Source organism: Nocardia sp. CA-119907, assembly GCF_050955995.1.
In the GTDB taxonomy this organism is placed as follows: Bacteria; Actinomycetota; Actinomycetes; order Mycobacteriales; family Mycobacteriaceae; genus Nocardia.
In genome coordinates, this window is sequence record NZ_CP192091.1 from 7,177,900 (window position 1) to 7,191,499 (window position 13,600).

Consider the following 13,600-nt stretch of genomic DNA (forward strand, 5'->3'; position numbering starts at 1 on the left):
TGGCTGCGGCCACCTCGAAACTGTAGTTCACCATGACGGGAACCACGCCTGCCACGGCACCGAACCCGACCGTTATGCGGGTCGTCGTGCATAACGGTCGGGTCGCATCGGTCAGGCGTCGAGCATTTCGGCGCCCAGCTCCCGATCCAGATCCGGATCCGCCGCCGCCAGCGCGGCGTCCAACTGCACGGCGACCTCACCGACATGCGGTTCGGTCATCATGTGCAGATGATCGCCCGGCACCGGCACCAGCGTGAAGCGTCGGGCCGCGTACTGCTGCCACCCGTTGTTCGCGCTGTCGAACATGCTGCCCACCGCCTGGTGCGCGATATCGACACCCGGCGGCAGCCCCTGTTCGGCCCGCAGCAGGGTGATATCGCGGTCATAGGGTTCGAGCCGGTACTCCAGCAGCGCCGTGTAATTGGCGTAGAACACGTCGTAGAGCCTGCGGATCGCCTGCGGTGAGCTGTCGGCGGGCAGGATCGCGGACCTGATCGCCTCGGCGAGCATCGCCTCGAACAGTTCCTCGGAACCGTGCACATCGGGTTCGAAATCGACGAGCGCGGCCTGATTTCCGCGGGCGTACCACAGCAATTCGAGGAAGAACCAGCGGATGAGCTGCTCCTCGGCGATCGGTTCGCGGGCCTGCTGCCGCAGCGCCATGGTGTCGAGCAAGGTCACGCTGGCCACTTCGTGTTCGGGCAGCTGACGCGCCATTTCGAGTGCGACATTGCCGCCGAAGGACCAGCCCGCCAGGTGGTAGGGCCCCTCGGGGTGCACTCGGCGCACCGCCGCCAGATAGGACTCCGCCATCGAGACGATCGACTTTTCCGGCGTGCTGCCCGGGTCCGCCCCCGCGGCCTGCAGGCCATAGATCGGCCGATCCGGATCGAGATAGCGGGAAAGGGCCAAGTAGCACAGCACATTTCCGCCGATCGGATGCACCAGGAACAGCGGCGGCTTATGACCGCCGACGCTGATCGGCACCAAGGGGTCGAAGGTGCGCTGGGTATTGCCCGAGCGGATCAGCGCCGCGAGTTCGGTGGCAGTGGGCGCACCGATGAACGAATCCAGCGGCAACTCGACGCCGAAGCGCCGGGACAGCCCCATCACCACCCGCATGGCACCGATCGAGGTGCCGCCGGAGGCGAAGAAATCGTCGTCGAGTCCGATCGAGCGCAGACCGGCGTATTCGGCCAGCAGCTCGACGGCGGTGCGTTCGTATTCGTCGGCCGGTTCCCGCTGTGCGGCAACCGATTCCGGCACAGCGTCGATGATCGAGCGCAATGCGCCGTCGTCGCGCTTACCACTGGGCGTGCGAGGCAGTTCGTCGAGGAAGACGAACCGGGACGGCACCATATGCGCGGGCAGTACCCCGCGCAGATCGTGGCGCAGCGCGGCCAGATCGGTCTGCTCGGCGTCGCCGACGAGGAATGCGATCAGGGCACCATCGATGCCACCGAAACCCCGTGCCACCACGGCGGCCTCGGTGATGGTCGGATACTTCTCGACCAGCCCGAGAATGCACAGCTCCACCTCGGCGGGCTCCACGCGGAAGCCGCGGATCTTCACCTGACTATCACTGCGACCGAGGCAGACCAGATCACCGGAGGCGAGCCGGACACCGAGATCGCCGGTGCGGTAGAGGATCGCGCCGCCGTGGGCGGCCACGAAACGCTGCGCGGTCAATCCCGCCCGGCCCTGGTAGCCGAGCGCGAGGGAACGGCCACCCAGGTAGATCTCACCGATCACGCCGTCGGCCACGGGACGCAGTGCGCCGTCGAGCACTTCGACGGTATCGCCGTCGACCGGACGGCCGATGGGCGGCAGCGGCGGATAGTCATCGGGCGAGCCGGTGAGCCTGCAGGTGGTCGCGACATGGGATTCCGTTGGGCCGTACTGGTTTTCCAGCAGCAGGCCGGGTACCACCTTGCACAGCGCGCGGATCTCGTCGGTGATGCGCAGCTGTTCACCGGAGGAGGCGAGTACCTTCAGGTTGACCGGGAACATCCGCCGGGCCACCACGGCCTCGGCGAAGGCCTGCAATGCGACGTAGGGCAGGAACAGTCGCTCGATGCCCTCCGCGACAACGGTATTCAGCAGTTCCTCGACATTGGAGCGCAGATCCACCGAACTGACCCGCAGCGTGGAACCCGCGACCAGGGTGGTGAAGATCTCCTGGAAGGACACGTCGAAGCTCAAGGGCGCCAATTGCAGTGTGCTCGCCAAATCCATGCCCGACGCGCTGCGGTTCTGCCAGTCCACCAGTGTGGTCAGCCCGCGGTGTGGCATGGCGACGCCCTTGGGTTCGCCGGTGGAGCCGGAGGTGAACAGCACGTAGGCGACCGCATCGGGTGAGATATGGTCCGGGACTGCGGCCTCGGTATGACTGTCGGCGACTGTCGGGTCGAACAGTTCGGCGGTGTCCAGCACCAGCGCGGCATTGTCGACGATATCGGCGTAGTCGGCGTCGGCGATCACCCGGTGCGGGGCGGCGCGGCCGATCATCAGGTTCAGCCGGGACCGTGGATAGCTGACATCGAGCGGCACGCAGGCCGCGCCGAGCCGCATGAGCGCGAGCACCAGCAGCACCAGCTCCGGGCGACGGCCCATCAGAATGCCGATGCGATCGCCGGTCCGAATGCCGAAATCGCTGAGCCGCCGGACAAGTCGATCGCTGCGCTCGATCAGTTCGTCGTAGGTGATGCCGGATTCGTCGCCCTGTACCGCGACGATATCCGGATTGAGCGCGGCCGCGTCGGCGACCAGCGTGCCGATATCGCGGGCCGTCGCCGGACCCGTGCTGCGATCGATCGCGGCATCCGGATCCGCGACGATGCCCGCCAGCATGCGCAGCTGGGTGACCGCGACGGTCTCGCACTGATCCCGGGTCAGCGTGTGATCGCCGTTGACCCGCACCCACATTCGGCCATCGCGTGGATCGTTGGCCACGGTCACCAGGAGCTGGAAGTTGGTGTCCTCGCGAACGTCGAAATCGCGCAGTGCGACGCCGTCCGCACCGACGATCGGCGCGAAGAGGTGGTAGTTGATGAAGTTGAACGCGGTCTCGAAGGCGGGGGCGCCATCGGCCAGCATCGACCGCAGCGGATAGCGCCGGTGCGGGTACGCCTCGCGCTCCCGACGCGCGATCTGGTCGACGGCCGCGCGCCAGGTGGTCGCGGTATCGTCCAGCCGCATCGGCAGGGTGTTGAGGAACAGGCCCGCAATGCTTTCCGCGCCCGCCCGGTCCGGACGGCCGTGGCTGACGACGCCGGTGGTGATATCGGCGCGGCCGGTCACCGTCCGCAGCGTCAGGCAGTGCGCCGCCAGGTAGACGGCCTTCTCCGGCACCTGATGCCGGGCGGCGAAGGCGGTCACCCGCTCGGCGAGCCGGCGCGGCACCACCGCACTGGCCCGCGGTTCCTCCGCCCCGGCGCCCTCGTGCACACCCAATGCGGTCAGCGCCGTCGGTTCGGCGCCCGCCAGCGCGTCCCGCCAGAACGCACGGGCCGAATCATCGTGTGCCGCGGTGATTTCGGCCTGTGCGTATTCGGCGAGCACGGTGGTCGCATGCGGGGTGTCATCGGTACCGGTTTCGATCAGCCCCAGCGTGTTCAGGTAGTCGAGCAACAGCTCGAGCACCGCGGTGGCGACGCTCCACCCGTCGAGGATCGCGTGGTGGAAGCTGAGCACCAGATCGACGGTCTGGCCCGCACTTTCGGATGGACGCAGGAACACCCGCACGGCGTGCAGCGGTGCGCGAGTGAGGTCGTAGTGGGCGTGCCTGCGCTCCTGGGTGTAGTCCTCGACCTCTTGATCGGCGAGTACCGGATCGAGATCGGAGACATCCACGATTTCCAGCTCGTATTCGACCGCGGTGTGCACGACCTGTAGCGGCACCGAATACTTGCTCAGTTCGAACGAGGAGCGCAAGGCGGGCTGACGGCGCACCAGCCGGTCGAATGCGGCGCGGAAGCGCGCGACATCCCATGGCATGTCGAGGCGGTAGCGGAACACGTCCTTGTAGGTCACCGAATCGGCGCGCTCGATGCTGTGGAAGAGCATGCCGAGCTGTAGGGCGGTGGCCGGAAAGGCGTCCTCCGCCTGGTGCAGGGCGGCGCGGTCGATCAGCGGCACCGTCTCCAGCGCCGTCGCGATCCGAATCCGGTTGCCGTCCGGACCATCCGAAACGATCCCGGCCAGCTCGGCAATGGTCGGATGCTGGTAGAAGGCGTCCACATCGAAATACATCCCGGCCCGCTCGGCGGCGGTGCGCACAGATAGCGCGAGTATCGAGTCGCCGCCGTGGGTAAAGAAGTTGTCGTGTACACCGATGGAGTCGATACCGAGCACGGTCCGCCAGACCTGTGCCAGCTCGGCCTCGACCGGTGTCCGCGGTTCGACCGCGCCGATGACGTCCACCTGCTCGACGGTCGCCGCCTCGCGGGCCAGCGCCTTGCGATCGGCCTTGCCGTTGCGGGTCAACGGAATCCGGTCCACCCGCAGCAGCCGGGTCGGAATCATGTAGCGGGGCAGGCGGGTCGCGAGCTGTTCGGCGATCTCCTCGCCGGTCACCGCATCGCCGACGAAGTAGCCGACCAGATGCGGTCCGTGGGTGTCGGACTGCTCGTCCACCACGGCCGCGGCGCGTACCCCCCGGCAGCCGAGGATCGCGTTCTGCACCTCGCCGAGGGTGATCCGGTTACCGCGGATCTTCACCTGATCGTCGAAGCGGCCCAGGAACTCCAGGCTGCCATCGGCCAGCCAGCGCGCCAGATCGCCGGTGCGGTAGCGGCGGCGGCCGGGCACGGACAGGTCGTCGACGAAGGCGGCGGCGGTCAGCTCGGGGCGGCCGCGATATCCGCGGGCGAGGCCGACACCGGCGATATTGAGTTCACCCGGCACCCCGATGGGCATACGGCGTCCGGATTCATCCAGGACCAGCAGATCGATATTGTCGATCGGGCGGCCGATGGGCACCAGATCGAGTGCATCGCCGGTGTCCGGGATATCGAAATACGAGACATCGACGGTGGCTTCGGTCGGACCGTAGAGGTTCACCAGCTGCGGCGGCCGCTGGCCGACCGCGGTGAAGGCCGCGTGAAAGCGGCGGACCAGGGCGGGCGGCAGCGCCTCACCACTGCAGAACACCCGGCGCAGACCGGCGATGCGCGGCACGATCGTGCGATCGGCCGTCAGCTCGTCCACGAAGGCCGCCAACATGGACGGCACGAAATGCATGACGGTCACCCCGTGCGCCTCGATGGCCTCGGCGATGCGACGCGGGTCGCGCTCGCCGCCGACCTCGAGCAGCGCGACCTCGGCCCCGGTAATGGCCCACCAGAACAACTCCCACACCGAGACATCGAAGGTGACCGGCGTCTTCTGCAGGATGACATCGTCGGCGGTCAGCGGATAGCGGCGCTGCATCCAGGTCAGCCGGTTGACCACCGAGCGGTGTTCGATCATCACGCCCTTGGGCACGCCGGTCGAGCCCGAGGTGTAGATCAGATAGCTCAGATCGTGGGGATGCGAGACGTTTTCGACGGTGCCCGGCAGGGTGTCGGACACCGTGACGCGGGTGACGCCGAGGTCGGCGTAGACCCGCGTGTGCTCGCGTCCGGCGACCACGAACCGCGCATCGCAGTCCGCGAGCACCGTCTCGATGCGCGCCGCCGGATATTCCGGATCGAGCGGCACATAGGCGCACCCGGCACGCAGGATGCCGAGCACCGCGATCACCATATCCGTGGAACGCGGCAGGACCACCGGAATGCATTCGTTGCCGGTGGCGCCGAGCTCGTGCAGCCGGGCCGCGAAACCATCCACCAGACCGGACAATTGGGCGTAGGTCAGCCGCCGTTCACCGGAACCGGCGGCGGGCACGATGGCCACCCGATCCGGATGCTCGGCGGCCTGTTCGGTGAAGAGCCGATCGATGGTGGTGTAGGGGAACTCGTTGCGCGGCCCCGCCTCGAAGGCCGCCACGTCGGCACGCATTCGCTCCGACAGCAACGGCAGCGCGCCCACCGGGGTCTGCGGCCGGTCCAGCGATGCGGTGACCAGCTCGCCGACGCCGCGCAGCGCCGATTCGATCGGGAAGCTCGCGTCGAAAACGTCCCTGTCGTAGAACAACTGGAGGCTGATCGAGCCGTCCCTGCCGTTCTCCGCGGTGACGATGGTGAGTGCGTTGGTCACCGAACCCGGGTTGTGCACCGTCCACTTCGAGAGCAGCTCGTGGACGTAGTCTGCATCGGGCAGTTTGGTGTGGGAGAAGGCCACGTCGTACAGCGGCGGCGCGGCCGGATCCGGATTCAGCGCGCGGGTCAGCTCACCGTAGGGGAATCGCTGATGCTTCTTCAGCTTCCGAATCTGCTGGGTCACCTGCTCCGCGATTGCCGCGAGCGGCACATCCCGATCGACGCGCACCGGCAGCGGGACGACATTGGCTCGGTGCCCCTGCGTGCGGTACGTCTCCGCGGAATGCCGGTTCAGCATCGGGCAGCCGATCACCACCTCGTCGGTGCGGTGGATCGTCGCGAGATAGGTCGCCACCGCCGCGGTCAGGTAGGCGAAGACGGTGACACCGGTGGCGCGGACACGGTCGAGGTACTCCCCCGAAATCATCGTGCTGTAGTGCCCGCGTGCGATTCTCGGCGAGTTGGTCCGGTTGCCGAACAATGCGGGCTCGACGCCGTCGAGCGCGGCGAGCAGTCCGTCGCGGTCGGCCTGGTACTGCTCGGAGGCCCGGTATGCCTCGTCGTCCTCGATGATCCGCCGATAGGTGGCCACCGAGCGATCGGTGTGCTCATTGGCGGGTTCCGGTACCGCGAGCTGGTCGGGCGGAACATCTTTCATCTTGTAGCTGGTATCGAGCATGGCGATGACCGGATTCATGCCATAGCCGTCGGCCAGCGCGTGATGCACCGAGATGTAGAGGAAGAACCGGTCCGGCCGGTCCACCACCGCGGCCAGCCGGGCGGGCCGCTCCGGCCGCTCCGGTGCGCCGACCTCGCGCCACAGCCACTCCTGAGCCGCGGTCTCGGGATCCGGCGCACCGGTCAGATCGATGACCTCGACCGGCGGGATATCATCGGAAATCCATTGGCGGAACTCGCCGTTGTCGAATGCGAAGCGCAGGCGCAGCGCGACATCGCTCATCAGGGTCCGCTGCCAGCACGCCTGCAGCCGCTCGATATCCAGCGGCTCATCCATGCGCAGGCTATAGGTCTGTTGGGCAACGGGTTCGGGCGCCAGCCGGAATGCCAGGCCGAGGACATCGCGCTGATACGCGCTGACCGGCCAGGCCTCGGTGGATCGCTCCGGGGTTGCGCTGATTTCGGACGTCACAGTCACTCCTATCGCGACGATCGCGGCACATACCGTGCGCAAACCTGTCCAGGACCCACCCCTGTCGACGCCGAACGCAAAGCAGTTACCACTTGTATCCAGTTTTCAGATAGCGCGAATTACCGGCATCGCGCTCGATACCGGGATTCGCGGTCTATGGGCGGGCGCGGACGGCCCGCATTGTCAGATCACCGACAGCAGTGCGCGAACACTCTCATCGGCGAGCCGCTCCGCGCGCTCGCGAGATACCGCGGGCTCGACGTAGCCGAGGTTGAACGACAGTTCGCCGTGCGTGGCATTCGCGGTGGCCATGGTGAAGCCGCTCACCGACATGCCGGAGACGAATTGCGCGCCCGACAGCTGCCAGGAGCCGATCTTGTCCGGAAACGAGTAGCGGCCCAGGTAGGTCATACACAGGTGCCCCGGACCGCGGGTGTCCATCAGCTTGACCGTGGATGCGCTGGCGGCCACCGACTTCGGAGCGGCGACCTGCAACAGGTTCAGTGCCGCGAGGTGATCGCGACGATCCATCCGCGCGCCGTACTCGCGCTCGATTTCACCGGCGATCCGCCACAGCGAGGACCACGGCGCGTACTTCGCCGGGGTCGCGATCATGCCCTGGTAGGTCCCGACCTCGGTATCGGCGACCGCGCCGTCGAGATGGTCGCGGAAATTCACCGAACTGCCTACCGTGTACCAGGATTCCTTGTAGGTGCCCGACTCTCGGGCCGCCGCGATGAGCAGCGCCGCGGAGAGCGCGGCCTGCAGACCGACGCCATTGCGCTCGCACCCGGCACTCAGCGCGTCGAGTTGATCGGCGTTGAGGCCGCGGTGCACGACCCGGCTGCGTCGCTGCGCGGGCGCGGCCAATTCGGTCGGCTCCAGTCGGCGCGGACGTTTGAGCTGCGACTTCTGATCGCGCAGCAGCGATCCCACGGTGCGACCGAAGCCCTTGGCGCCCTGGAACTTCGCCGGGAACAGCGCCTCCGGACCCGGCCGGACCGGGGCGGGCTCGAGTTCAGGGCCCTCGCCGGCGGCGACTTGCAGCACCTGCTTGGCCACCGACATCGCGCTCTCGCCGTCGGCGATCGCGTAGTGCAGGGTGATGACCAGATCGCTGGTCTCGCCGGTCGAATCGGTGATCAGCACGGCGCGCGCGAGCGGTCCGCCGTGCCAGTCGAACGGCTCGCGCAGTTCGACCTCGTCCACCTCGGTCAGCCAGGTCCGCGCATCCGCGGATTCGACAACGCGCAAGGGAATCGGTGTCGGCACCGGGACGAAACGCGGTGCGGTGCCGTCGGGTTCGGCCGCCACCGCGACACCGAGCAGCGGATGTCGGTGCTGCACCGCGTCGAGTCCGGTCCGGACCTGCTCGGCGGTGATCGACCCGTGCACCCGCACCCGGGCCAGAATGTGCAGCGGCGCGAGTTGATCGGCGATCCAGTGCCAGCGCTCCACCGGGGACAGCTGGCGCGGCAGCCGCGCGGTCGGACCGGCCAGCGCCGGGAAGGACATCGGCTTGGCCAATTCGCGCAGGAAGAATTCCGTCGGCGCGTGCCGGAAGTAGGTGTCGCGCACCTTCACCAGCTTGGGATCGGTCGTCTGCTCGATCTTGCCGAGCGACCACGAGCCATTGACGAACATGGCCGTGCGTTCGGCGCGCACCTGCTCGTAACGTCGCAGGCCCGCAACGGGATCCAGCGAGGTCTTCAGCGAGTGGGCCAGCACGACCGCGTCCTCGATGGCCGAGTTGGCGCCCTGACCGAGGCTGGGCAGCATGGGATGCGCGGCGTCACCGAGCAGGGTGACCCGGCCGCGGCCCCAACCCGCGAGCGGCGGACGGTCCTGGCAGGGTACGGCGAGCACATCGGCCCAGTCGGTCTGCTCGATGCAGGCGCGCACCTCGGGCGCCCAGTCGGCGTAGAGCCGCTGCAGATCTTCCTTGGTCCCCTGCCAATCGGCGGCCTCATCGCCGGGCATGGTCATGGTGCCCCACCAATAGACCCGGCCGTGGCCGATGTCGTGGATGCCGAAACGCATTCCGGTGCCCCAGTAGTGGGCGGAGTAGCCGCGCGGCACAGCCGGATGTTCGAACGGGATGCAGGCCAGCCAGGCGACGAAATCGCCGGGGCGCGGTTCGGCGCGGCCGTGCAGCTGGGCGCGCACTACCGAGTGGATGCCGTCGGCGCCGATCAGCAGATCGCCCTCGGCGACGCGGCCGTCGGCGAATTCGACGCGCACGTGGTCACCGTCATCGATGAACCGAGTCGCTTGTGCGCCAACATGAGTCGGGGTGTCGCCGATCGCACGCAACAGCACCGCATGCAGATCCTTGCGATGCAGCGCGACACTTGCCGCACCGAGGCGCTCGTCCTGGCGGTGCACGGGGAGCACGCGGATGGGCGTGCCATCCGGGTTGTTGAAGCGGAAGGTCTCGACCTTGCCGCCGCGCTCGAACAGTTCCTCCTCGATGCCGAGACCGATCGCGCGCAGCGCGTGGATGCCGTTGGCCTGCACCGAAAGTCCGAATCCCTGGCCGCGCAGTTCGGGGGCCGCTTCATACAGTTCGACCGCGAAGCCCGCCTGTCGCAGTGCGGCGGCCGTGGTGAGCCCTCCGATCCCCGCACCGAGCACGACAACCTTGACCGGACTACTCATTCGAACCTGCGCTTCCCTCGACCCACTGGACAGCACAGGACGCCTTCACTTTTCGAAGCGACCACCGAGCCACGTTGCTCGTCGGCTCTCATCCCCCGAGCAGCACTGTTCGAAGACCGATGTAATCCCCGACCAGACCGGCGGGGCGGGATGCCTGTGCCTGACCGACCCGAAGCCTACCGCTATAAGCGTGTCTGAAACGTTACCGTGTGAGATTCGCCCCAAAGGGGCCGTTTCGACAGGCCGAATCCGTTGTCATGCGCCATAATTCACGCTTTGCGAAAGATGCGGATCGGTCAGCTGCCCGAACGTCTCAGAGGTAGGACGTGTCGTTGACCAATCGAACCGAGGAGCCGCCGTCCGGATAGAACTCGGCGATCGACAGCGATGCCAGGTCCAGATGCAGGCGGTAGAGCAGCGACGGGCCGACGCCGAGCGCGAGTTGCAACAGGGTCTTGATGGGGGTCACGTGACTCACCACCACGATGTTCTGGCCCGGATACCGGGCGACCAGATCGCGGCGCGCCGCCTCCACGCGTTCGCGGACCTGGTCGAAGCTCTCGCCGTTCGGCGCTGGCGTCGAGGGATCGCCGAGCCAGCGGGCGTGTAGCTGCGGATCTCGTTGTGCGGCCTCGAGGAAGGTGAGGCCCTCCCAGTCGCCGAAGTCGGTTTCGATGAGGCCGTCGAGGACGTGCACGGGCACATCGAGTGCGGTAGCGGCGGCTTCGGCGGTTTCCCTCGCGCGGCCCAGCGGCGAGGTGACCACCGCCGCGATACCGCCCTTCGCGGCGAGCATTTTCGCGGCGCGGGCGGCCTGTTCGCGGCCGAGGTCGGTGAGCGGCGGATTGCCGCGGCCGGAGTAGCGGCGCTCGAGCGAGAGCGCGGTCTGGCCGTGGCGCAGCAGCAGAAAGCGGGTCGGTCGGCCGGTCGCGCCGGTCCAGCCGGGTGCCTTTTCGGCGGCGGTCGGCGCCGTGTCGCCCGCGGCGTCTCGGGCATCGGCCGCGGTCGACTGCGCGTCCCTGGCTTCGTCGATCCAGCTCGGCAAGTTTTCTTCGGCGCCGCGTGCGGAGGTTTCATCGGTCCAGCTCAGCAGTTGCTCTTCGGCATCGCGCACCTCCTCCGCCACCGTGGCGGCGACCGCCCCGGCATCGAGCAGCTGCCGTTCGGCGGCATGCACCTCACCGATCAGCGTGCCGTCATCCATCGCCTCGTTCGCCAGCCGGTCGGCATGGGAATTCTCGGCGCGCGGAATCCAGGTGAAGGTGACCGTGTCGAATCCGGCGACCAGCCTGCGCGCCCGGTCCGCCAGCGGAATCATGGCCGGATGCTTGACCTTCCAGCGCCCGGACATCTGCTCGACGACCAGCTTGGAGTCCATCCGCACCGAAACCACCCGAGCGCCCAGTTCGGCCGCCGCCTCCAAACCCGCGATGAGCCCGCGGTATTCGGCGACATTGTTGGTGGTGATGCCCACGTATTCCCTGCGCTCGGCAAGGATTCGACTGTGATCGCCATCGAAGACGACCGCACCGTAACCAGCCGGGCCCGGATTGCCCCGGGAACCGCCGTCGGCCTCGACGATCACCTCGCGCTGGGTCATTGTTCCCCTTGTCCTCTTCGACCACCCGGCCTCGTTGGACCGCCCGCCGCCGGGTGTGGAACCGACGCGGGTACTGATACCCGCACCGGAAACGTCACAAACCCGACTCTTTGGTACGAACCAGGATCGCACCGCATTCCGGGCACCGGACGATCACATCCGGCTCGGTTTTGGCGATCCGCGCGATCTCGCCGCGGTCCAGTTCGATCCGACAGGCACCGCACCGACGCGCCTGCAACAGCGCCGCCCCCACCCCGTGCTGGCTGCGCTGACGGTCGTAGATGCTCAGCAGATCGACCGGGAACAGCGCGACCAAACCCTTGCGATCGGCATCGCAACGCCCCTGCGCCACATCCAGATCCGCCAGCGCCTCATCGCGCAGCCGCTGCGCGTCGGCCAGATCCTGTTCGGTCTTGGTGAGCCGCGCACCCGCGTGATCGTGATCGGATGCCGACGCCTCACGACGCTCCATCACCTCGAGCAGTTCATCCTCGAGCACCGAACGGCGCCGCTCCAGACTGCCCAGCTCGTGCTGGATCTCCGAAAGCTGTTTGGCACCCACTGAACCGGCGGTCAACATGCCGCGGTCGCGCTCCTCGCGCTTGCGCACCGCCTCGACCTCACCCTCGAGCTTGCGAATATCGCGGTCGAGATCGTCGAGCAGGATCTCGACCGCCACCGCCGCATCCTTGTGCGCATTCCGCTCGGTCTCCAGCCGCGCCACCTCCTGCTGCTCGGGCAGCACGGTGCGCCGATGCGCGATCCGCGTCAGTTCGGCGTCGACGGCGGCGAGCTGGAGCAGCTTGGCCTGGACAGGTGGTTCGACATTCAACGCGGACAAACTCCTGGACGCTATGGACGGATGGGGCACGCGAGCCGCGGGATGCGGCGATACCAGTCTTCAACCGTACCCCGAATGGTGGGTGATTCGGTCCGAGGCCACGTCATCGGCGTGGGTGTTCATGCACGAAGTCGCGGCGCGCATCGGCCACCGTGGTGTGAGCCATGGTGACTCGATCCGAGCCTTCGCACGAATGTTCGACCTCCGATCGAAGGCTCGGACGGCAATTCCCGTGACCACATGACCTTCACTTCGCCGGCCTTGGGCAGCCGCAGCTTCCCGCCCGCGGTGACCGCGAAGCGGGCGTCACGAGTGAACCTGATCGACTGGACGACTACGCGGCCCGGTCCACAACTCACTCGCCCCCTGACGAGGCTCACCACCATCTCGACAACGAGATCTCAGCTGCCCGGGGCTCGGGTTTTGATGGCGTCGCGGGAGATGAAGACGTCGTAGGTGCCGGGTGTGGCGATGACGGCATTGCCGTAGGCGGAGCGGACGAAGGGGTCGGTCCACCACTTGTGGTTGCTCATATCGTTGAAGAAGTCTTGATCATCGCCATTGACGAAGATCTGGTTCTGCGTGGTCGCGACGCCGTCGAGGCGCTGGCCGTAGAGGCGGGTGACCTTGTAGCCGGAGTGGAAGCCGAGGGCGTTCACCCAGGGCTTCAGCTCGACGATATTGGCCTGCAGCACCCACAGATCGCCCTCGACCTGATATTTCTCGTGCTTGTCGGGATGGTCCTCGTCGCCGTAGAGGGTCAGGTCGACCTCGAGCCGATGGTTTTGGCCCGCAACCTGACTCACCACTACATGTGCCGCCTTGATCTCCCCGCTCAACCCGAGGAAGGTCTGCATGAGCGTCACCACCCACAACAGGAGAACGGCGACGACCAGCAGCACCAGTCCGCCCGCCCCGCGCCCGATCAAAACCCGCAAACCGACCTTGCGCACCATCACGAGCGCCGATATCAGCAACGCGACCGCGACCAGGATGACCAGCATCAGCCCGATCTGCACGATCCCGAAGTCCACCGGGAAATTCATGCGGTAGTTGTACCCCGTACCGGCGCGTCGACTCAGCTGAACGGCATACCACTCCCGGCAATAGGCACGACACGCCCCGAACACGCCGCCGCACTGGATAGTTCG

At 67.2% G+C, this 13,600-nt stretch carries 5 protein-coding genes; all 5 read right to left on the reverse strand.

The genetic code is table 11. The features are described 5' to 3' along the window. Positions 1 to 111: 111 nt before the first annotated feature. The 5 genes from ACQP2D_RS32125 to ACQP2D_RS32145 all read right to left on the reverse strand — a co-directional run bounded on the left by ACQP2D_RS32125 (position 112) and on the right by ACQP2D_RS32145 (position 13,495). Positions 112 to 7,350, reverse strand: coding sequence for an amino acid adenylation domain-containing protein (locus ACQP2D_RS32125; protein WP_433679659.1), 7,239 nt, complete (start codon positions 7,348 to 7,350; stop codon positions 112 to 114). Positions 7,351 to 7,533: 183 nt separating this feature from the next. After that, positions 7,534 to 10,008: an FAD-dependent monooxygenase gene (locus ACQP2D_RS32130; protein WP_433679660.1), complete on the reverse strand. Its 2,475-nt coding sequence runs from the start codon at positions 10,006 to 10,008 to the stop codon at positions 7,534 to 7,536. A gap of 313 nt (positions 10,009 to 10,321) precedes the next feature. Continuing rightward, positions 10,322 to 11,608, reverse strand: a complete 1,287-nt coding sequence (locus ACQP2D_RS32135) for a bifunctional RNase H/acid phosphatase (RefSeq protein WP_433679661.1) — start codon at positions 11,606 to 11,608, stop codon at positions 10,322 to 10,324. A gap of 94 nt (positions 11,609 to 11,702) precedes the next feature. Continuing rightward, entirely contained in the window at positions 11,703 to 12,440 is a 738-nt protein-coding gene (locus ACQP2D_RS32140; RefSeq protein ID WP_433685827.1) for a zinc ribbon domain-containing protein, read from the reverse strand. Positions 12,441 to 12,850: 410 nt separating this feature from the next. Then, the gene (locus ACQP2D_RS32145) at positions 12,851 to 13,495 is read right to left on the reverse strand and encodes a hypothetical protein (RefSeq protein ID WP_433679662.1); all 645 of its coding nucleotides are present in this window, start codon (positions 13,493 to 13,495) and stop codon (positions 12,851 to 12,853) included. Positions 13,496 to 13,600: the final 105 nt, after the last annotated feature.